The following is a 23235-nucleotide window of genomic DNA, read 5'->3' on the forward strand; positions in this document are numbered from 1 at the left end:
TTTGAGGGATTATGCTTCCGATATACTTTTTACTTTCAAGAAGTATATCAGGAGGACTATAAAAAGTTTAAGGGGATATATTAATGAAACAATTATTCTCAGATAAATTGCTTCACGGAGCAGATTATAATCCGGAGCAATGGCTTCATGATCCAGAAATATTAGCTAGAGACATCGAGTATATGAAAACGTCCGGCAGCAATATTATGTCGATCGGTATGTTCTCTTGGGCAAAGCTTGAGCCACAAGAAGGCGTTTTTGATTTTGAATGGATGGATAGCGTTATTAATAATTTATATAACAATGGTATTAACATCTTTCTTTCTACGCCATCAGGCGCTCGTCCGAATTGGCTAGCAGAGAAATATCCTGAAGTGTTACGTGTAGGCGCTAATCGCCAACGTAACCTATTCGGAGCTCGTCACAACCATTGCTATACTTCACCTGCATATCGTGAAAAGATTACAATTATTAACCAAAAACTTGCTGAACGTTATGCGCATCACCCAGCTGTAAAGCTATGGCATCTTTCTAATGAATATGGCGGTGAATGCCATTGTGATTATTGCCAGGATGCATTTCGCGGTTGGCTGAAAAATAAATACGGTACGATTGAAGAGCTTAATATGCAATGGTGGACAACATTCTGGAGCCATACGTACGACGATTGGTCGCAAGTAGAATCTCCTGCCCCACATGGTGAAAATGCGATTCATGGGATGAATCTTGACTGGAAACGTTTCGTTTCTGATCAGACTCAAAACTTCATGAATCATGAAGTTGCAGCTGTGAAACCGTTCAATCCCGATCTTCCAATAACAACAAACTTTATGTACTACTTTGATGGTCTAAATTACTTTAAATTCAAAAATGATGTAGATATCGTATCATGGGATAGCTATCCATTATGGCATAAGAAGGATGATATCTCTGTTGGTCTAGATACAGCGATGATGCATGATCTCATGCGCTCTATCAAAAAACAACCGTTCCTATTGATGGAAAGTACACCATCAAGCACGAACTGGCAAAGCGTATCTAAGTTGAAAAAGCCTGGTATGCATCTATTGTCTTCCCTACAAGCAATCGCTCACGGCTCCAATTCCGTTCAATATTTCCAATGGAGAAAAAGTCGTGGTTCTAGCGAGAAGCTACATGGTGCTGTTGTTGCCCATAATGATCGCTCTGATGCACGAGTATTCAAAGAAGTTTCACATCTAGGATATTTGCTATCTGGCTTGTCTGATGTTGCTGCTACGAATACGAATGCCGAAGTTGCGATCGTATATGACTGGGAGAACAAATGGGCAGTTGAGGATTCTCAAGGTCCTCGTAACAAAGATATGGGCTACATCGAAGAAGTACAAGCTCACTACCGTGCATTTACGAAACAAGGTATTTCTGTTGATTTTGTTGATATGGAATGCGAAATTAATGAATATAAAGTTGTTGTTGCACCGATGCTTTATATGCTTCGTGCTGGATTTGAGAAAAAGATGCGCGCTTTTGTTGAAAATGGCGGCACACTCATTACAACGTATTGGAGCGGCGTCATTAACGAAAACGATCTAATGTTCATGGGTGATGGTCCTCATGACTTAACCGATGTTCTTGGTCTATATAGCGAAGAAATTGACGGCTTATATGATCATGAACTGAACTATGGTCAAGTTAAGAAATCCCTTGCTGCAGGTAAACTACAAGGCAGCTATAGCTGTTCTATGCTTTGTGACATCGTTAATTTGCAAGGTGCCCAAGCGATTATGACGTATCAAGATGACTTCTATGCAGGTCGTGCTGTCGTCACTCGTAATCAATTCGGCAATGGTGAAGCTTATCATATCGGCAGTCATTTCGAAGATTCCTTCTATGATGATTTCTATCATGATATAGCTAGCAAACTTGATCTGGCAACTGCGCTTGATGTACAATTGCCAAATGCAGTGTATGCTGTTGCTCGTGAAAATGAATCGACAAAGTATGTATTCATTCATAACTTCTCCAACGAAGCGAAGCCAATTCCTCCATTAGATGCGCGTTATAGCTTTGTAACTCGATCTCGTGCAGAAGCAGCAGAACAACAATGGACACTTGCTCCATATGAAATGATTATTGTTTCTATTGAAAAATAAGAAAACCTCTATCGAGGCAACTTAAGGATGAACAACCGCGTTTATTTTGTGGTAATATAAAGCTTCGATCAACGAAATAACGTTGATCGAAGCTTTTTCCTTATCCTGAATCCTGAAGTTAATAAAAATAGTTTAAGGAGTCCACCAATATGATTAGACAAGCACAGTTAGAAGATGCGTCTCAAGTTATTTCTTTAATTATTTCAGCGATTCATGATCTAACGATCCCATTCACAGGAGAACATGATGAAGATGCCGCTGCCAAAATATTAACAGAATATTACTGTACTCCTGGTAATCGCTTTAGCTCCGTATTAGTTATGGTTGAAGAGATTGATGGACAGATTGCCGGGATGATTCTATGCTACTACGGCAAAGACATGGCTGCATTATATACTCCGATTGAGACATGGTTAGAGCAGCGTACACATAAAAAAGTAGCGCTAGAGCCTGAAGCAGATGCTGATGAATATTACATCGATGCAATAGCCGTTCATCCATCGTATCAAGGTCGCGGTATCGCTTCACGCTTAATGGAATATAGCCAGCAGAAAGCGGTAGCTGACGGTGTGCATAAGGTCGGCTTAAACGTAGATTTCGATAATACGGCGGCCGAAGAAGTATATAAGCGTAAAGGCTATACTGCCGACAAACAAATCACGCTCCAGCACAAGCCGTTTTGGCATATGGTGAAGCATGTATAGCTTGCTATATTTTATCAACAAAAAGAGATGAACCCCAATGGTTCATCTCCTTTCTTATCCTCACATTAAACTTCATCCTACCGCTCGCGATAATCAATCTCCGAAAACTGTGTAACTTCTTTCTCCCAGCGTTCGCTTACAAATGCAACATGAAGCGGATGTTCATTATAGGCTGTATAAGCCTGCTCATCCTCGAACAGCATGCTGAAGCCAAATCGGTAGTCATTTTTCGGACTTACTTGATCAAATACTTTGAACTGTTGAACCGTTGGAATAGAACTTAGAATTGCTCGTCCATCCTCCAAAAATGCTTGCTCCTCACTTGATCCTGCTACATGTTTAAGTGTAAAAATTACAGAGTGAATAATCCGATGATCTGCCATTAGAATACGCTCCTTTATGATTGCTTCGTTTAACAATAAGTGTACTACATATTCCATCGTTATAAACCAACCTAGTATCATTTGATGAAAGCATTTGATTCTTACCCTATAAATCTCAACCTTATTTCATCCGATGCACGATGACAGCCTCTAGCTGCTCGCGCATATAAGGATATGTCTCCATCAGCGGCATAAGTTGCTGAGCTGTTAATGTTAGCAGTACAGAATCTGTTGTTGCAATAACGTTGGCTGTACGTGGAATTTGACGTAGCAGTGCAATTTCACCAAAGTATTCGCCGTCTTCAAGACTAGCAACCGTCGTTATTGAACCATCAGTATTATTTTTCGTAATCATTACTTTCCCACGCACAATAATATAAAATGTATTGCCCTTTTCACCTTCACGAATAATCGTTTCACCAGCTACCCGCTTCTCCGTTAAGAAATACGTTGCAAGATGCTGTAGCGCTTCAGCTTCCACCTCAGCAAAGAACGGTAGCTGCTTCAGCCTGTCAGTCGCAATATGTACTTGCTGTCCATCTTGGCTCCATTGGAAGCCTTGCTGTCTCGTCCACATTTGCTCATAATGAGCGCATGTAACTAGTAAATCATCGTGCTTGCCCGAACCTACTAGTTGCCCTTTATCAAGGACATAGATGTAATCTGCATCCGTTATCGTATGAAGGCGATGCGTAATGTGAATAAGCGTCCGATTACGACTTAATTTGACTAGACATTGATTAATAATAGCTTCCGCCGCAGGATCAAGTGCCGCCGTAATATCATCTGCAATAAAGATGTGCGGATTACGCAAAACCGTCTGTGCTATGGCGATCCGTTGTCTTTCTCCTGCTGAGAAATTGTGTCCTTCATTAACAATGATAGTGTCCAGCCCTTGAGGCAGATTAACGATCAGTTCACTTAATCCAGCCATATCTAGTGCTTGTGCAATTTCTTCAGAAGTAGCATCGGCATTACCTAGCAATAAGTTATTGTGCAATGTCGTGTTGAACAGATAAGGCTCTTGAAAGACAACACCAATCGTACGGAACAAGCTCTCTAATTCAACTTGCTCCAGCTGATGTGATTGGATCATAATACTACCTTCTTGTGCCTGATGAAAGCGTAGCAGTAATTGGACTAATGTACTCTTTCCTGAGCCGCTTGTCCCAACGATCGCTACATACTGCCCATCCTTAATAAGCAGCGAAATACGGTTCAAAATCTTTTCATGATCATCATATCCGAAGCTAACATTTTTGAATTCAATAGTTGCTCCTTTATTCGATAAGATGAGTGGCTGCTCCACTTCCACAATTTCCTGCTGCAACTCTAAAATTTCATTCACCCGCTTCATACCCACTTCGCCCTCGATAAATGCTGGAATGATTCGCATGAAAGCTGTTATACCATAGTTAAATGTAAGAAAAATAGAGTTAAACGCTGTGAAATCTCCAATCGACATCTGTTCTTGAAACGTAAAATAACCGCCGATTGCTAATACCGCAACATTGACAATCGTTAAGATCAGGACAGGTAATCGTTCCAAATTCGAATTGATAAAACTTCTCTTTACGCCAAACGAATAGAGCAAGCCCATCTGTTTATCAAAGCGTTGCTCAAAGCTTCGTTTTAAGTTGAATGCTTGTATCGTACGAAATCCCTTTACTTCCTCTTCTATATGATTAGAAAATTGCTCCATACCATCTACATAGCTTTGATTGTATCTTTTCGCACGTTTACTCAGCAGTGCTTGTGGCATGATGACAAGTAATGATCCTACTACAGCAACAATTGTTAATTTCCATGAAATTGTAATCATCAACGCTACGCCAACAATAGCGCTCATAAATGAGTATAATCCGATAATAAAAATTTGCTGCAATGCATATTCGATAGCTGGAGCATCAAGCGTAAAGCGAGACAATAAATCGCCACTACGATATTTTTGGTAAGCTTTAGAAGATAGCGTTTGAAGCTGCTTATACACATCACTACGCAATCCAAGCAATGTTTTTTCATTTAATTTCGCTAGTGAATAGTCTCCACCTACACCAATAATAAGATTGAGCAAGCCTCCTACAACAAATATAATTAACACAATGAAAAACACAGTAATATTTTTCGGTAATATCGCTTCATCAATCAAATATTTCATACTCAGCGATGTAAAATATTCGAACGCTAATTCAAATACGAGTGCAAGCACAACAAAACATAGTAGTAGCTTATGACTCAATAAATACTTCTTCAATGATTTCAGAACGTATAGCAACAGAAAATCCTCATTCCTGATTCGTTTTATTCATAAATTATACCATTAATTTCTATAGAACAGATTATTATCTGAATTATTGATATATACAAAAAATCCGATATATCATCGACATATCGGATTTCCCCAAAATTATTTTATTATATTCCTTGTTCCTTCTCCCATTTCGCTACTTCTTCACGCACGATCGGTGCAACTTCCTTGCCAAACAGCTCAATACCGTGCATGACTTGATCATGTGGCATCGTACCTAATGGCATATGCAGCATAAAGCGTGTAATACCTACATGCTTACGTAGATTGATAATTTTCTGCGCAACATATTGTGAATCGCCGACATATAGCGCTCCTTCAATACTACGTGCATGATCAAATGCTTGCTTCGTATAAGGACTCCATCCTCTTTCTCGACCAAGGATGTTCATAACCGCTTGCGCTGGCGGGAAGAATTGCTCCACTGCAAGTTCCGTTGTATCGGCAATAAAGCCATGGGAATGTGAAGCGATCGGTAGTTTACTAATGTCATGTCCTGATCTTGTAGCGGCCTGTTTGTATAATTCAACTAGCGGTGCGAAGTTGTACGGGCTACCGCCGATAATAGCTAGCACAAGAGGTAAACCTAGATAACCAGCTCTAATGACTGATTGTTGATTGCCACCACTGCCAATCCATACGGGTAGTGGATCTTGAACAGGACGCGGGTAGATTCCTTTAGCATTGATAGACGGGCGATGCTTCCCCTTCCAATTGATTTCTTCCGACTTCGTAAGATGAAGTAACAAGTCTAATTTTTCATCAAACAGTTCATCATAATCCTCTAAGTCATAGCCGAATAACGGGAATGATTCAATAAACGAACCTCTGCCTGCCATAATTTCAGCACGACCATTAGAAATCGCATCAACAGTAGCAAATTGTTGATATACGCGAACAGGATCATCCGAAGATAGTACGGTCACCGCACTTGTCAGTCGAATGTTTTTCGTTCTTGCCGCTCCCGCAGCAAGTATTGTTGCAGGCGAAGATGCCGCATAATCCGCGCGATGGTGTTCTCCTACCCCATATACATCCAATCCAACCTGATCGGCCAATACGATTTCTTCTACAACTTGACGAATACGCTCAGCATGACTAATAAGCTCCCCAGTCTGCGGATCGGGATTACATTCTACAAACGTCGAAATACCTAATTCCATCTCAATTTCCCTCCTAAACTATCTAGCTCGCTCACGTTATTTTGCCCACTTCGTGGAAATTTGCATATACTTACTTATATTGTGCCTAAAACACCTTAAATTTGCAAGTAACTTTAGTTTTTAACGTGTATATACATTAAAAAGCTATGAAGTAACTTCGCTTAAGGTGTATCACCTATTCACATCAGCTACTTCATAGCTTCTATATAAGAATGAATTGATTATTTTGCTCTTGTAGTCCTATTGGCAACTATCGTTATCGCGAAAGCAATGAGTAAGGATACAATCATCGCGATGGCAAAGCCTAATGGATTATCAGACAAGAATGGAGCCGCAAAGGATGGAACATACGCTGTACCACGAATAGCGAACAAACCAACTAGACCACCACCGATACCAGAAGCAATAATTGCGCCTGCAAAGACGATTTTATTAGAGAACATGAACGGATACGCCGCCTCAACGAATGTTCCAAAGCCCATATTAATTAAGAAGCCTGGTGTTGCAACCGCTGCTTCTCCTTTGTCACGCGGACTAATAATGTTAGCTAATGTAATACCAGCAGAAACCATCACTAGACCAACCATATCTACAGCTCCAAGGAAGCTGTTTCCTGTTGTCTCCATCTCAAGTAATACGATAGGTAAAATAGCTGCATGATATACACCTGCTAAAATTGCTGGCCAGATCAATAAGCCTGCTAATATACCTGCTAATATCGGATTGAAGTCAATAGCTGCATTAATGAGAATTTTCACCCATTCACCAAGCTGTAGCGCAATTGGGGATACAAGGAAGTACATAAGTAGACCTGCAACAAGACCCGAGACACCGCCAGCAACAATATTGACTGTTGTCATCGGGAAGCGCCACTGAACGCATTTGGTAAACAGCCATTGGACGAATATACCGGCAAGAATACCACCAATCATACCGCCGATAATGCCGCCTTCAGTCGATAGTATACCTGCAATTACACCAGCTACAATCGAAACCTCATCTAGCTCTGACACTTGCTTCGCTGCAATTACTGCAATTAATATAGGCAATGCACCAATAATAACGTTAAACACATCACTCATAACTGCTAAAGCAGGAATTTTACTCAAAGCCAGTACAATGGCCATTGCAATAAATCCTGGTAAAGAGGCTTGCATAATTCCCTTGAAGTTAATTCGTTTCCATACACTTATAGAAGAGCCTTGACCATTATTGCCTTGATGGCCAAGCACAGGCATATATTTAATATTCCATTGTTTACTTAATGAAGTGACGAAGGAAACTGCTCTTGTCCGGTTCGTTGTCCCGGTCGTACCAGATGTAGCGATCACGTTAGCACCTTTCGTACTAATCATTGCCATCGACGTTCCACCTGTACCTACAATCGGCAATTTGAACTTAGCCGCTGCTGTTATTGCCGCATTATTCGTTCCTCCAGGATCACCGCTCATAATAATGATGCCATCAACTTCTTTTTTATCTATAAGCGCTGCAATCGCTTCGTCGGCTGATTTCGCTTGATCATTAATAGTAGCTAAATTATTTTGTTGGCCTTTCACGAATGTTTGCTCCGCGATGTTCCAGCTATATAGAGATGCTAATGTTTTACCCTTCGCTACATCCATTGACTCCTGCGCAGCGATAAATTGAACTGCTGCAACTTCAATGCCAGCGCTTTGACATTGCACGAGAATTTCACCCAACAACTTCTCTGGGTCTCGACCACCCAAATTGAACAAATTACCACCACTACTACCTAATATCGCAACCTTCATCAAGTACACTCCCTAATTCTTAGATGACATACATTACTTTAGTATAGTAATGTATTAACTTATTATAAGAATGAAAGGTGATGAGATCAACATATAATTAATAAATATTCATTTTCAATTGTTTATTTATTGTAAATGTTGATAATAAACATATTAATCACACATTATTATCATTAACTTTTTCTAGTAAATACGCATGCCGTTGAATTTCATCAATAAAATGTGACAGCGTATTCGTAATATATGAATCCTTCCGCCATACAAAAATCGTCGTAATATCGCAATAAGGATCTGGCAATTGATGTTCTTCCACAACCTCACTAGCGACAAGATCTATAACACTAGATTGCGGAATAATAGTCACGCCAATACCTGCTGCAACACTTCCGATAATCGTTCCAAACGTACCAAACTCCATAATTTTACGAGGAATAATGCCTTCGACCTTCATCCAGCTTTCTAATCGTCCTCGATAGCCGCAGCCTTTATGATAAAGTAGAAATGGAGTCGTTGTCAGTTGATCCATCGTAAAGCTGTCTCGCTTAGATACTAAGACAAGCTTTTCTTGTATAACAGCTAACTGCTCAACATTCGGATGACGAATCGGACCTGTTACAAAAGCTCCATCTAACTTCATATCAATGACATCTTGAACAAGTTGATCTGTAACCCCTGCAATTAGCGATAATTCTACATTTGGATACTGGTCGTTGAATGACGATAGAATATGTGGGAGCGCAATAACAGTCTCAACGATTCCAATCTTCAGCATCCCCGACGCCCCATCTTGATCTAGAAAGCTCAGCTTCATTTCTTCCACTTTCGCTGTAATCTCTTTCGCATATTCCAAAAGCCGTTTACCTTCTGAGTTAATAATCATCCCACGCTTGTGGCGACTGAACAATGGCGTATGCAATTCCTTCTCTAACACTTTAATTCGAGCCGTTACATTGGATTGTACATAGCTCAATTGCTCCGCAGCTTTACTTACACTTCCACATTCAGCTACCTTTTGAAATATAATTAGATCATTAAGTTCCATATTGACCCCTCTTTCGTAACATGCCAAAGTGATAACTATTAGTAATATCATTATAAATGATGGAACTGTTTACTTTCAATCATTTTACATAGTGTATAAAATATTTTATAGTAGCATTATAGAGAAATATTGGAATGGAGAGTTACCAGATGATTAGAAAGAATGTAGTGTTCGGCGCATTACTATGTCTTATTGCAAGCGTTTCATGGGGGGCAATGTTTCCAGTTGCACATTTGGCTTTACAGCATATCGATCCGTTCTACTTTTCATTTATTAGATATTTCATTGTTAGTATATTATTAACGGTCATATTGCTTGCTAAGGAAGGGCGGAAAGCGTTCAAGCTTGAGGGACGTGGACTTGCTTTAGCCTTTTTCGGAACGATGGCATTTGTCGTCTACAATATGTGCATTTTTCTTGGGCAGCAGATGATGGGTGAAGCCGGAACAGTTATTGCTTCTATTATGGAAGTGCTGATGCCAATTATTACAATCGTCTTAGTATGGCTAGGTACACGTAAAAAACCAACGGCAACTACGACTCGTAATATTGTTATCGCCTTTGTCGGGGCAATGCTTGTCATTACTAAAGGTAACTTTTCCTTCTTCTTCATGAATAGTAATCAACTGCTACCTTTATTATTAATTTTTATCGCCGTTACTGGATGGGTTGTCTATTCATTGGGCGGTTCTCGCTTTAAAGGTTGGTCAATTCTTCGCTATTCTACATTAACTTGCTTGCTTGGTAATGGTGTAGCATTGCTTGTAGTCGCATCAGGAACGGCTACAGGAATGTTAGAAATACCTACACTAGCAACACTATCGACTATTAAATACGAAATGGCATTTATGGTGCTATTACCTGGACTTGTTGCTTTATTAAGCTGGAACAAAGGGATACAGTTACTTTCTTCCACTCACGGCGTACTATTTATTAATTTCGTGCCAATTACGACGTTTATTATTATAGCTATTCAAGGCTACACGATTAGTACATTTGAAATTATTGGTACTATACTTATTATTGCAGCACTAGTTCACAATACATTACATGAACATATAACGATTAAAGTTATTCCCAAATCAATGCGTACTTTGGCTAGATTTTCTCGATCCCAGCTATTCAAAGCGGTTCGCATGCTTACATCTAAACTGTAATTTAGTTATTACAAAGGGTCATCGATATTTGCAGCAGCTACTGTAAATATCGATGACCCTTTTTTGTTGTGGTATGATTAGTTCGTGCAGACTAGCGTTATTTCAATGTATTATTTTATTTCCAAAAGCTTATATTCAATCATTCCCATTGGCGCGTCAACTTTAATAGTATCGTTGACCTTTTTACCGATAATTGTTTTGCCAAGTGGACTTTCATAAGAAATTTTGAAGTTAATAACATCTGCTTCTGCCTGTCCAACGATCGTATATTCAACATTTTCATCATATTCCTGATCATATAAGACAACGGTTGAACCTATAGAGGCAATTGATGTGCTTTCAGCTTTCGCAATAATGGCTACACGCAGCATCGCTTCAATTTGTTTGATCCGTGTTTCCATAAATGCTTGATCGTTTTTGGCTGCATGATACTCACCATTTTCTTTCAAGTCACCATAGCTAATCGCTTGCTTCAAACGCTCTGCTATTTCACGGCGTTTCGTTCCTTTTAACTCTTCAATTTCGGCCGTTAATTGATCATGTCCGTCTTGTGTAAGTACAACTTCTTCATTTGCCATTTCGTACACTCCTTTATGCTTCTATATCCTATTGTACCTTATAATGTGCCGTGAGAACGAATATTAAGCAAATTAGAAGAATAACCTACCATCCACCAAACATATTCGCGAATCCACTTCCGATAGCATTTATAAATGAAGCTACGAATTGGTTAAGTATAAAGTATAATACAAGTCCTTGTACTGCAAAGAATATTGCAGTGGAATACATAGGATCAATGACATTCGATTCGCCTAGCTTATAATGTTTCACAATAGACGCTGCACTTGCAAATACAGCAATGAATGCAACAGCTAATAGCACCATTGAAAATTTCGATAAGCCAACTAATGCAGTTATGAAAATTAATGGCATAATTGCTGCAGGTATCGCCATATAAGCAAACCATTGCGACAATACATCGACAAAATTAGTCGTTAATTTATTCAGCTTAGTCAATCCAAACGCTACACATCCGCCAATTGCTAAGAAAAATGCCGAACCGATGACTGGTACGATAAATGCTGATATGAATGAAGCTGATTCACCGAATATATCTAATAAATTGTCCATTAAGAACCAAGTCGTTAACCCAAACAATATTGCAAATGCTATAATGTTAATAGCTCCGAATAATAAATGAGTTTTATCTTTTGCAAAGGCTTCGATATGTGGTTTTTTTAGAATCACCCATACATACTTGAAATATTCTTTGACTACCTTCAATTGATCTTTGGTAGCAACTGGTGCTACTTCCTGAGAATGATTTGCAGGTTCTGCTGGAGCTAATTTCACCCCGCAATTATGACAATGAACCGCACCTTCCAAATTTGTAGTTCCACAGCTTACACAATTCAATTAGATCATCCTCACTTTATTAATTTGATTCATCTAATCGATGAACGCCACTTAGTTAAGTTATATTTTACAGTTATTCACTACAATATCAACAGTTTGTTTTACATTTACTATTTGAGGAGTGTGACTATGAAAAGATTGATTCTGCGTATCGTACTGTTCATTGTAAGTAGCGCCATTATTGTTATCGGCGGATTTCTTGGATATGTCACGCTTACGGATTACAAACCAAATGCTGTTGAGCCCTTATTAATACGTCATCCTGTATCTGAAACGATTAACTTCGCAAAACCATTTTCAATAACGACGTTCAATATTGGCTATGGTGGATTAGATGCTAACCAAGATTTTTTCATGGATGGAGGCACAATGTCAAGATCGAGCAGCTTAACGCAAACAGAACGTAATATGGAAGCTATTACTGCTACGATGAATCAATTGAATTCAGATATCTACCTATTGCAAGAGGTCGATGTTGCAGCTACGAGATCCTATCATATAAATGAGGTCAATTATTTTATCGACAAGCTGCCAGAGTATAGCAGCGTGTTCGCCTATAATTATAAAACACCTTGGGTGCCAATTCCGCTTACGAAACCAATGGGTAAAGCTGAAAGCGGTCTGTTATCACTTAGTAAATTCCATATCGATTCGCAAACTAGATATGATCTTCCCGGTAAAGAAAGCTGGCCTGTTCAGTTAGTCGAGCTAGATCGCGCTTTCGTAGAAATGAGACTTCCTGTTAGCAACGGAAAAGAGTTAATATTATTGAATCTTCATCTGTCTGCATTTGACGAGGATGGTACGATCCGCAAACAGCAATTAGATTTTCTTAGTCAGTATATTGAGCAGCAAATAGCCGCTGGACATTACTTAATTATTGGTGGAGATTGGAATCATGCATTACCAGGAACGGATTCAACCAAATTCCCTACAACGCAAGCATGGCCAGATTGGCTGCAGCCATTCCCGAAAGATTTCACGCCTAAAGGCTTCCAATGGGCAGTGAATAGCGACGTTCCAACGGTTCGTACGCTAGATATCCCTTATAGCGCAGGGGTTAATTTCTTAGCTGTAATTGATGGTTTCTTAGTTTCACCGAATGTTGAAGTCATCAAAGTTTCAACGGAAAATTTACAATTTGCACATAGTGATCATAATCCTGTAACTGCTACTTTCAAGCTAAAAACCAACTAAACAACATCAAAAAAGCCATCTGCATGCAGATGGCTTTTTTGAAATCATTGAATATTATATTATGCTTTGTTAGAAGAACCAAATTCACGCATTTTTCCAGCAACCGTAGCTTGAATAGCGTTACGACCAGGAACCAAGAATTTACGAGGATCGTAAGCTTCAAGATCATTTTTAAGAACTTCACGAACTGCTTTAGTGAATTCGATTTGGTTCTCAGTGTTTACGTTGATTTTGGAAGTTCCAAGAGAGATAGAACGTTTAATATGCTCAGTTGGGATTCCAGTACCACCGTGAAGAACTAGAGGAAGGCTGATTGTTTTGCAAATCTCTTCCATCTCTTTGAACCCAAGGTTTGGTTCGCCTTTGTAAGGACCATGAACAGAACCAAGAGCAGGAGCTAGGCAATCAATACCTGTAAGTTTAACAAGCTCGAAGCACTCTTTAGGATCAGCATAGATAACGCCTTCAGCAATAATATCGTCTTCTTGTCCGCCAACAGTACCAAGCTCAGCTTCTACAGAAACACCTTTGCTATGTGCATATTCAACAACTGATTTAGTAATTGCAACGTTCTCTTCAAATGAATGATGAGAAGCGTCAATCATTACTGATGTGAAACCAGCATCAATTGCTTCTTTACATTTATCAAAGCTAGAACCGTGATCCAAGTGTGTAGCAACTGGAACAGTAATTTTCATTTCATCGATAAGAGAAGAAACGATTGCAGTTACAACTTTGAAACCGCCAAAGTGACGAGCAGCCCCTTCAGATACACCCAAAATTACCGGAGATTGTTCTGCTTGAGCAGCAGCCAAAATAGCTTGAGTCCACTCTAGGTTATTGATGTTGAATTGACCAACAGCATAACCTTCTTTAAGTGCTTTGTTTAACATATCTTTCATTGATTCTAATGCCATTATAATTCCTCCTTAATGATAACTAGTTAATCTAGAACGATCTCGTTAACTATACCTATTTATCATATCCATTTTGGACTAGAATTACAAATGGTAATAGAGTATAAATTGTAACATTACACAATGTAATCGCATTCTTTTTGACTAAATTCTAAAAATTTTATGCTACTGGATAGTTTTTAATAAAACTTCATCATTTTATCATATATTTACAGTATTATAGCTGCATAGCTTCACCTTTATAATTAATAAATGCAAAAGCGGAATCTATCGCAACTTTACGTTCAATAATGTCCACAATGCCTTGTGCACTTTGTTGCGGAGATAATGGCGCGGATGGTCCTCCCATATCTGTGCGCATCCAGCCTGGATGAATACTCCATACATGAGTATCATGAGCATGCAGCCATCGTTTCAGCTGTTCTGAGAACAAATTCAGCGCACATTTAGAAAGAGAATAAGGATAATCTCCTGCATAAGCATTCGTAATGCTCCCTGCTTCCGAAGAAATATTAATGATTGAGCTTTCTTGCTGTGATAGTAGCTGTAGCATATGCTTCACAATACGCATCGGGCCAAACAAGTTTACATCAAAGCTATTGACCACATCATCTATATCCAAATCAACAATTGCCGTCTCACGACCAACTAATATAGCTGCACTGTTAACAATGCTATGCAGTTCTACTTTATTACGCTTTAGCTGCAGCGCGACTTGGGAAATTTCAGTCTCATTCGTTACATCACATAATAATATCGTAATTCGACTTTCATCCAATCGCTGCTCCATCAACGCGGTTAACTGATTGACAGCCTGCTCGTTACGTAATACAGCATAAATATGATGCCCACGTTGCAATGCCTCAACTAAAATTTCATAGCCGAGCCCTCGATTAGCTCCAGTTATTAAAATATTCATTACGTCATCCCCCGTTCTGCTTATTCCTTTTTTTGTTATCTTATATTCAAAACTGCCGATTTAACGCTATTTGTCATTCTCTAACAATTCTATAAGCACTTTCAATTCCTTGAAGGTATCCATATAAGCGTAACGACCACCTGTATATTCACCCTTTTGCTGTAGTGCAAAGCCCTGCTCATTCAGCAGCTGAATCTTCTCTTTCATTCCTTCAATCTCAAAAGCAATATGATGCGGCCCTTCACCATGCTCATTCAAATAATTACGCCAAGTGCTTTCATGATGGTCAGGCTCAATCAGCTCCAATTGCAAAGAACCCATATCAAAAAATGCTAATTTCGCGCGAGCCTCACTAGGCTGACCCATAAATTCTGTTTGTGACACCTCTACGGCATCTGTCACGGTAATCGGTGGTGCTTCTACGCCAAAAAAGGAAGCATACGCTTGACTAACCTTTTCAATATCTTCAACTAATATTCCGATTTGCGTAATCACTTTATTGCCTAATAAATTTGCCATGTTCATTCCTCCTAAAATTTTTCATTAACCTCTTCTTATACTTCTCGCAATGAAAAACACATCGAAATCCCATTCGTTATATTATTCCTTACGCAAGCAAGACTCACGGATAATTAATGAGCAATCCACACTAACTTGCCTAATCTCATCTGTTGGTTTTTCAATTTTAGCAATTAAGACATTCATTAATTCTTTGAACAGACGCTTAAAATCTACTTTAACAGTAGTTAGTGGTGGAGAATGCTTTTCACTTAATACATGATCATCAAAGCCCATGACTGAGATGTCCTTTGGCACTTGAATGTTTTGTTCACGAAGCGCGCGAATTGCCCCGAATGCAATACTATCATTAGCTGCAATGAATGCCGTTGGTAATGACTCTTGATGTTCAAGTAATTGTTTCATAGCGTTATATCCTGCCTCATCCGTAAAATCAGCAGCCACAACCCAGCTTGAATTAACTACTAATGAATTCAGCTCCATCGCTTGCATGAAACCCTCGTATTTGCGTTCACCGGATAATCGCTTTATGTTTCCATTAATAACGCCGATCTCACGATGTCCAAGGCCTACAAGATAATCAGTCGCTTGCTTCATACCTGATTCATTATTGAAATTTGCTACGATCCGATTGCCTGTTGTAGACTCCGGATGCTCTTGATCAAATACACCAATAATAAAACCTTCTTGAATCAATTCCTCGACAAATGGCTCATAATGCTCCGTACCGATAAAAATACCACCGTCAATTCTTCGCTGGTAAAATATCTCTTTCACATTGTTAATCGTAGCTACGTCGGTTGTGTCACGAATGATGTATGTTAGTACGTAATAGTCATAATCCGAGGCATTTTCAATTACACTTACAATCATCATATTCGTCAGGACGTCTACAGAAACTTCGCCTGAACTCACCATAAATAATCCGATGGTACGAGATTTTTTCCCTGCTAGCATTTGAGCTGAGACATTAGGAAAGTAATTGAGTTCTTTAATCGCCTTCATTACCTTCTCTTTCGTTTCAAAGGGGACATTCGCATAATTATTGACAACCCGACTTACTGTACTGCGCGACACGCCAGCAAGTCGGGCAACCTCTATACTGTTAATTTCTGATTTTTTCAATTTATTAATCTACCTCCATGTAAACACGTGTTCACAAGTCTATCATATAGTGAAAATTCCACCATTGTCAACATTTATCGCTGTATAAAGTAGCGTACTTCTTACTCATGTTACCCGTTTACATAAACACGTGTTCATGATACTCTATCATTATCTGTAGCTGCACACAACTCATGCTTACGAAGTAACTTTTCATTGACGAGAAGTATATCAAGTAGCTGATGAAAAGTTTGGTTTCTGCTTACGAAGTAACTTTTCATTAACGAGAAGTATATCAAGTAGCTGATGAAAAGTTTTAGGAGGCTGACTTATGCGTTTGGGTGGTCAAGTATTTATCGAACAAGAAACTCCAGAAGCTTGGGGTAAAGCGTTATCTAAAGCTCGTTTTCGCGCAACAACCTGTCCCTTTGACGGTAGTGATATGAATCTAGCTTCACAGTATCTTGCCGTCGCTAAGCAATATGATATTGTTATTGCCGAAGTTGGAGCATGGAGTAATCCAATAAGTCCTGATGAGCAAGTTGCCAAAAGCGCCATTGATTATTGTGTACAACGGTTGAATTTAGCTAATGAAATAGGTGCTGGAGTATGTGTGAATATCGCAGGTTCACGTGGTGAGCAATGGGATGGACCACATCGAGACAATCTAACTAACGATACATTCGCCCTTATTGTAGATACCGTTCGTACCATTATTGATGCTGCCTTGCCTACTCGTACGTTCTATGCTTTGGAAATGATGCCTTGGGTGTTTCCTAATAGTGTAGACAGCTATGTACAGCTAGTAAAAGCAATTGATCGTAAAGCTTTTGCCGTTCATTTTGACCCTGTCAATATTATTAATACGCCTCATACCTACTATCATAACGATCAACTGATTATTGATTTTATCCAAAAGCTTGGTCCTTATATTAAAAATGTCCATGCCAAAGATATTGTGCTACAGCCTCATCTAACGCTACACTTTGATGAGGTCGTCCCTGGACAAGGACAGCTTAATTACGCAGTGCTGCTACAGCAGTTAAGTTTGTTGCAAAGAGATATTCCGATTATGATTGAACATCTATCTACTAATGAGCAATATGATGCAGCCGCAACCTATATCCGTTCTGTTGCTAGTGAGCTTAATCTCGTCATATAATCGATCTTTACGTTAACGATTACATTCGGATTATGATGCAGACCGCTATACTTCGCATAGCTTGCACTCAATAAAAAAGCAGCTTGCACCTGAACATTACGTTCAAGCGCAAACTGCTTTTTCATTTCTTATCGCTTAGTTATCTAACACTTCACGACGATTTTTCTTCAATAATTTAGATAGCATTTCATATACAACAGGAACGATAATTAGTGTTAGTATTGTGGAGCTCGCCAAACCACCGATAACGGTAATCGCAAGACCTTTCGAGATAAAGCCTCCACCTCCGCCACCAATTGCTAGCGGAATCATCGCACCAATCGTCGCAATCGCCGTCATTAAGATCGGACGAAGACGAGTTGTTCCAGCTTCTAATATTGCTTCACGTAATGTAAGTCCTTCACGCTCCATACGGATAATTCGGTCTACTAATACGATCGCATTCGTGACGACGATACCGATGAGCATCAGTAGTCCCATCATAACCGGTACAGAAATGGTTTCACCCGCTATGAATAATCCAGCGAATGCTCCAATAACGATAAACGGTAATGATAATAGAATAACGAATGGTGCAAGTCCTTCACCAAATGTTACAACTAGAATGAAGTATACAATAGCAATTGCAGCTAGCATAGCTACGATTAGCTGCATAAATGCATCTTGAATATCTGCCATTGCTCCTGCCTCACCTAGCTCAACACCTTTAGGTAAGTTCAGAGCTTCTACCTTACTGCCTACATCTTTAGATGCTTTAGAAACATCCTCACCAATAATTGTACCTGATACTGTAGCTGTATATTGTCCTTGGCTACGAGTTAGACTATTGACCGCATAACCTTCTTCAATCTCCACAATATCACCAAGTTCAACAGTAGTGCCTAGCGCTGTTGGTACCGGTAATTTCAGCATATCTTCCAACGATTTTGGAGCTATTGCTTCTTTTTGTACAATGACTTCAATGGATTTCCCATCACTTTCAACCGTTGTTAACACATGCTGCGATGTGTCAGGATATAGCATCATCACGATTTGTGCCGTTGTTAAGCCATATTGCAGCAACGTAGATTGCTCAACATGGAATGTATAAGCTTCATAGCTTGCTTCTTTCGTTGAGGAAACATCTGCTAGCAAGGAACTTCCTTGTAACACTTCTTCAACCATTAGAACTGCTTCGTTCATTGTATCTAAATCTTCACTATGCAATGTATAAGTTACTTCGTTACTAGACATCGCACCCATTGAGAAGTTTTGACTTCCCCAACGACCAGGGTGACCAATATCTTTCACATACTCTTCAATTTCTTCACGAACCTCTGGGAAGTTCTTCATATCAGGATCGAAGATCACATACATTAACGATCCACCTGCTCCGCCTGCCATCATTGACATCATATCTGCACTATCAGAAATAGATAGTTGAACGATATCAACATCATCACGCGCAATTAGCTTTTGCTCTACTTCCGTTACGTATTTGATCGTGTCTTCCTTCAGCTCGCCTGCTTTAGGAGAGTACGTAATATACATTACTTTCTCTTCTTCACTGCCCAGGAAGCTTACTCCGATGAATGGAGTTAATAAACAACTACCTACTAATATAACAAGGGAAATGATAGACGTAATCGCTTTGTGTTTAAGCGTCCATTCTAGTACGCCTCTATATTTCAATGCTAGCTTGCCAACTTCTTTATGCTTGCTCTCTGTTTTCGGAGCATAAAGTTTTTTCTTGAATAGGAAATGAGACAGCGCTGGAACAATTGTAATTGCAACAATTAATGATGCAATTAACGCAAAGCTCATCGTTAACGCGAATGGCAAGAATAGTTCGCCAATCATTCCACCTACAAACACAAGTGGAGCAAATACTGCAACGGTTACTATTGTTGAGGAGAAGATTGGCTTGAACATTTCAAGTGTTGCTTCACGAACAAGCGCACGACCTGACAGCTTCTCATCCTTCAGATGCAATCGTCGATATATATTTTCGACGACGACGATGGAGTCGTCAATAACACGACCAATCGCTACCGTAATTGCACCTAATGTCATAATATTCAACGTAATATCTAGCCAGTTCAGTACTAGTAATGCCATAAATAATGATACCGGAATAGATACGATAGATATAACTGTTGATTTGAAATCACGTAGGAATAATAGAATAATAAGAATGGCGATTAATCCACCGAATACTGCTTTTTCTACCATGGTAAGTACAGATTCTTCAATCGGTGCACCTTGGTCTAATGTTGTTTCAACAACTAACCCTTCGATGCTTGCTTGCTCTTCTTTCATTAACTCTTTTAATTCATTAACTACAGTTACCGTGTTAGCATCTTGCGCCTTTACAATTTGAATGGCAATAGCATCTTCACCATTAGTACGCGATAGCGATTGAACTTTACCTAATAACTCAATTTCAGCAAGCTCGCTTAACTTCACAAATGGAGATGGTTGCTGCTCAGTAGGTGTAACTGGAATAAGCATATCGCTCAGCTCATCCATTGTCATAAATTTACCATCAACTGCAATGGCCTGTTCAGCCTCTTCAAATTCGAAAATACCTAGAGAAGTATACATATCGCTTGCTTTGATGAGATTAGAGATCGTCTCTTCTGTAACACCTAAGCTAGCCATTTTGTCAGTGTTATAAGTAAGTTCTACTTCTTCAATATGTTGACCAGTTATCGTTGCCGAAGCTACACCTTCAATTTTTTCAACCTTAGGAAGGAGAATATCTTCAACTGTACTTGTTAAACTTACAATGTCTTCTGTTTCACTACTTACACTCAGTGCTAGAATAGGCATCATATTGAAGCTGATTGCCGTAATCATCGGCTCTTGAGCATTAGCTGGCAGTTTCACTCCATCAAGCGCCGCTTGAATTTCACGCTTTGCCTCAGCCATATCGGTTCCATAGTCATACTCCACTTGAAGACTAGACATGCTAGAATAGGAAGTAGACGCAACCATTTTCACTCCACTTAAATTTTCCAGAACTTTTTCTAACGGAATGGTAACTTCATCCATTACCTGTTCAGCAGTTGCCCCAGGATATACATCCATAACCATCAAATACGGAATGGATATCTCTGGAATTGTCTCCATATTCATCTTTGTTGCCGAATACACACCAGAAAACGTTATAATTATGGTGAGTAACCATACTGCTAACTTATTTTTCAATACAAAATTAACGATCGAATTCACTTGCACACCTATCCTTCCTTGACTCTCTATCTTATATTTTTTATAATAATGACTAATGGGTCATATGTCAACCTAATCTAAAAGCGAGGGATTATTTCATGCCAAAAAGAAAGATAATTATAAAGCACGCCATCGAATTATTCGCAGATAAAGGCTTTGAATCCACGTCTATACAGGAAATAACAGAAAAATGCGGAATCTCTAAAGGTGCTTTTTACCTTAGCTTCAAATCCAAAGACGAGCTAGTCATTTCAATAATCGAGCATTTCATGGCAGAATTATCCGCTGATATTGACCAGGTAGTCAATAGTGATTATCCTGGCGATCACAAATTATTTTCACTATACTCCATTATTTTTGAATTTTTACAAGAACATCGTAAATTTGCTTTAATCTTTGCTATGGAGCAAATGCATCAAATGAATCAAAATTTATATGCAAAGATGGCTGCTTATGATGCGCAGTTTTCAATATCTTTATTAAAGTTAATAGACAACGTATATGGTTCATCGATTGAAGCCATAAAATACGATCTGTTACTATGTATTAAAGGCAATATGAAAAGTCATTCTGAGTTCTTAATTCTGAATAAATTACCGATCGATATTGCATTACTATCTCATAGCCTAGTTGATAAAACGAATGCCATTGCTTATAACGCAACAACGGGATTTGTAACTAAAGAGATGTTCAATCATCATTGTGCTTCGACTGAACATACAATGACATTGCAACAAGCTGTGGAGAAAATCAATCAATTATTGAGTACAAATGAAGACCAACTAGAAACGGATTCGCTTGTCATTTTACTGGAACAACTCCAAACAGAAAGCCCTAGTCAAGCAATAATGAAGGGAATGATGAATACACTGAAAAAATATCCACGTTGCAGATTACTTATCGTTAGTCTTGAACAGCTCCTTGCAAAGTAAACCATTCAGATGTATAACTTCATTGTAACAACTGCAACTTCTAATTGGAAATTTTTGATCTTGCTTTTGAGCTCGCCCAAAGCCCATTGTCAATAATTTGTCACTATTGTGAATAATTCCATTAATCAACAAAGGATGATGAGAGATGACTTATATAGATCAACCACTTTCAATAAAAAATATGACATTGAAAAATCGCATTGTTATGGCTCCGATGTGCCAATATGCTGTTGAAGAACAGGATGGTATACCTAATGAGTGGCATTATGTCCACTATACGTCTCGTGCCGTCGGCGGCACTGCACTTATAATTGTAGAGATGACGAATGTTGAGCCTAGAGGTAGAATCTCTGATCGTTGCCTTGGTCTATGGTCCGATGAACATATCCCTGCCTTCAAAAAAATCGTTGATGCTGCACATCAGCAGGGCGCTAAGATCGGTATCCAAATTGCTCATGCTGGCAGAAAAGCAACGGATGATCCTAATCCAGTTAGTTCATCAGCTATTTCTGTCACACATGATGAGACTTCACCCAAGCCTCATGCATTAACTACTGCGGAAACAGAAGTGATCGTTGAACAATTTGCAGCAGCAATTAAGCGAGCTGTAGCTTGTGGCTTCGATTGTATCGAAATTCATGGTGCGCATGGCTACTTAATTCATCAATTCCACTCACCTAATATTAATCAGCGTGAAGATCAATACGGCTTGGATCTCGCTTTATTCGGCGAACAAATCGTAAAAGCTGCGCGAACAGTGATGCCCGCTAGTATGCCGTTATTATTCCGTATTTCAGCAGTTGAATATATGAAGAATGGCTATACGTTGGAGCACTCCCTTGCGTTAGCAAAACGTTACTATGAAGCTGGCGTAGATTGCTTCCACGTATCTACAGGCGGCGAAGGTCCAGCATCCGTAGTTAAGCCGAGCTATGATACTGCCTACCAAGTCCCTTATGCGCGAGCTTTCAAAGCAGCCTTCCCAAGCATCCCTATTATTGCTGTAGGCAATCTCGAACAGCCTGAAATCGCTGAGTCCGTACTCGCTAATGGTGACGCCGATCTAATTGCGATCGGACGTGGCATGCTCAATGACCCTTATTGGGCATTGCATGCGGTCAAGCAAGTTACAGGTCATATCGATCCGCCCACTCCTTATATACGTGGCATGTAACGGTGCGTTGCCGCTTTT

General features: G+C 39.4%; 19 protein-coding genes. 7 read left to right on the forward strand and 12 right to left on the reverse strand.

Annotation, left to right across the window (positions count from 1 at the left end; all coding sequences use genetic code 11):
- Window positions 1-83: 83 nt before the first annotated feature.
- Window positions 84-2132: a beta-galactosidase gene (locus AC1TO5_RS15445; RefSeq protein WP_482063730.1), complete on the forward strand. Its 2049-nt coding sequence runs from the start codon at window positions 84-86 to the stop codon at window positions 2130-2132.
- A 149-nt stretch (window positions 2133-2281) separates the two neighbouring features.
- Window positions 2282-2836 (forward strand): GNAT family N-acetyltransferase, encoded by a 555-nt coding sequence (locus AC1TO5_RS15450; protein WP_482063731.1) that lies wholly within the window; start codon window positions 2282-2284, stop codon window positions 2834-2836.
- A 77-nt stretch (window positions 2837-2913) separates the two neighbouring features.
- Here AC1TO5_RS15450 and AC1TO5_RS15455 read toward each other — a convergent pair whose 3' ends face one another.
- From AC1TO5_RS15455 to AC1TO5_RS15475, 5 genes are all read right to left on the reverse strand, one after another.
- A complete protein-coding gene (locus AC1TO5_RS15455) occupies window positions 2914-3219 on the reverse strand; it encodes a Dabb family protein (protein WP_482063732.1) in 306 nt (101 codons plus the stop codon).
- A 121-nt stretch (window positions 3220-3340) separates the two neighbouring features.
- Window positions 3341-5494: an ABC transporter transmembrane domain-containing protein gene (locus AC1TO5_RS15460; protein WP_482063733.1), complete on the reverse strand. Its 2154-nt coding sequence runs from the start codon at window positions 5492-5494 to the stop codon at window positions 3341-3343.
- A gap of 140 nt (window positions 5495-5634) precedes the next feature.
- Complete coding sequence (locus AC1TO5_RS15465; RefSeq protein ID WP_482063734.1) at window positions 5635-6690, reverse strand: LLM class flavin-dependent oxidoreductase; 1056 nt, start codon at window positions 6688-6690, stop codon at window positions 5635-5637.
- 221 nt (window positions 6691-6911) lie between these two features.
- Window positions 6912-8465 (reverse strand): PTS sugar transporter, encoded by a 1554-nt coding sequence (locus AC1TO5_RS15470; protein ID WP_482063735.1) that lies wholly within the window; start codon window positions 8463-8465, stop codon window positions 6912-6914.
- Between the two features lie 157 nt (window positions 8466-8622).
- Window positions 8623-9507 (reverse strand): LysR family transcriptional regulator, encoded by an 885-nt coding sequence (locus tag AC1TO5_RS15475; RefSeq protein WP_482063736.1) that lies wholly within the window; start codon window positions 9505-9507, stop codon window positions 8623-8625.
- Between the two features lie 152 nt (window positions 9508-9659).
- Between AC1TO5_RS15475 and AC1TO5_RS15480 the strand changes: the two genes are divergently transcribed.
- Window positions 9660-10664, forward strand: coding sequence for a DMT family transporter (locus AC1TO5_RS15480; protein ID WP_482063971.1), 1005 nt, complete (start codon window positions 9660-9662; stop codon window positions 10662-10664).
- A 110-nt stretch (window positions 10665-10774) separates the two neighbouring features.
- On the opposite strand, the gene greA is transcribed toward AC1TO5_RS15480, so the two are convergent.
- Together greA and AC1TO5_RS15490 are read right to left on the reverse strand one after the other, a co-directional pair.
- Window positions 10775-11242 (reverse strand): transcription elongation factor GreA, encoded by a 468-nt coding sequence (gene greA, locus AC1TO5_RS15485; protein ID WP_482063737.1) that lies wholly within the window; start codon window positions 11240-11242, stop codon window positions 10775-10777.
- An 85-nt stretch (window positions 11243-11327) separates the two neighbouring features.
- Window positions 11328-12080, reverse strand: coding sequence for a hypothetical protein (locus tag AC1TO5_RS15490; RefSeq protein WP_482063738.1), 753 nt, complete (start codon window positions 12078-12080; stop codon window positions 11328-11330).
- A gap of 129 nt (window positions 12081-12209) precedes the next feature.
- On the opposite strand from AC1TO5_RS15490, the gene AC1TO5_RS15495 reads away from it, so the two are divergent.
- Window positions 12210-13277 (forward strand): endonuclease/exonuclease/phosphatase family protein, encoded by a 1068-nt coding sequence (locus AC1TO5_RS15495; protein ID WP_482063739.1) that lies wholly within the window; start codon window positions 12210-12212, stop codon window positions 13275-13277.
- Window positions 13278-13336: 59 nt separating this feature from the next.
- On the opposite strand, the gene fba is transcribed toward AC1TO5_RS15495, so the two are convergent.
- The 4 genes from fba to AC1TO5_RS15515 form a co-directional block, all read right to left on the reverse strand.
- Window positions 13337-14194 carry a class II fructose-1,6-bisphosphate aldolase gene (gene fba / locus AC1TO5_RS15500; protein WP_482063740.1) on the reverse strand — a complete coding sequence of 286 codons (858 nt, stop codon included), beginning with the start codon at window positions 14192-14194 and terminating at the stop codon, window positions 13337-13339.
- A 217-nt stretch (window positions 14195-14411) separates the two neighbouring features.
- The gene (locus AC1TO5_RS15505; RefSeq protein ID WP_482063741.1) at window positions 14412-15113 is read right to left on the reverse strand and encodes an SDR family NAD(P)-dependent oxidoreductase; all 702 of its coding nucleotides are present in this window, start codon (window positions 15111-15113) and stop codon (window positions 14412-14414) included.
- Between the two features lie 66 nt (window positions 15114-15179).
- Window positions 15180-15632, reverse strand: coding sequence for a VOC family protein (locus tag AC1TO5_RS15510; protein WP_482063742.1), 453 nt, complete (start codon window positions 15630-15632; stop codon window positions 15180-15182).
- 81 nt (window positions 15633-15713) lie between these two features.
- The gene (locus AC1TO5_RS15515) at window positions 15714-16757 is read right to left on the reverse strand and encodes a LacI family DNA-binding transcriptional regulator (protein ID WP_482063743.1); all 1044 of its coding nucleotides are present in this window, start codon (window positions 16755-16757) and stop codon (window positions 15714-15716) included.
- A gap of 310 nt (window positions 16758-17067) precedes the next feature.
- Between AC1TO5_RS15515 and AC1TO5_RS15520 the strand changes: the two genes are divergently transcribed.
- Complete coding sequence (locus AC1TO5_RS15520) at window positions 17068-17898, forward strand: sugar phosphate isomerase/epimerase family protein (protein WP_482063744.1); 831 nt, start codon at window positions 17068-17070, stop codon at window positions 17896-17898.
- A gap of 135 nt (window positions 17899-18033) precedes the next feature.
- Here AC1TO5_RS15520 and AC1TO5_RS15525 read toward each other — a convergent pair whose 3' ends face one another.
- Complete coding sequence (locus AC1TO5_RS15525; protein ID WP_482063972.1) at window positions 18034-21111, reverse strand: efflux RND transporter permease subunit; 3078 nt, start codon at window positions 21109-21111, stop codon at window positions 18034-18036.
- A 98-nt stretch (window positions 21112-21209) separates the two neighbouring features.
- Here AC1TO5_RS15525 and AC1TO5_RS15530 point away from each other — a divergent pair, with 98 nt between their 5' ends.
- Together AC1TO5_RS15530 and AC1TO5_RS15535 are read left to right on the forward strand one after the other, a co-directional pair.
- Complete coding sequence (locus AC1TO5_RS15530; RefSeq protein WP_482063745.1) at window positions 21210-22043, forward strand: TetR/AcrR family transcriptional regulator; 834 nt, start codon at window positions 21210-21212, stop codon at window positions 22041-22043.
- 145 nt (window positions 22044-22188) lie between these two features.
- Window positions 22189-23217: an NADH:flavin oxidoreductase/NADH oxidase gene (locus AC1TO5_RS15535; protein ID WP_482063746.1), complete on the forward strand. Its 1029-nt coding sequence runs from the start codon at window positions 22189-22191 to the stop codon at window positions 23215-23217.
- The last annotated feature ends 18 nt before the right edge of the window (window positions 23218-23235 follow it).

The organism is Paenibacillus sp. Y930 (genome assembly GCF_056786375.1).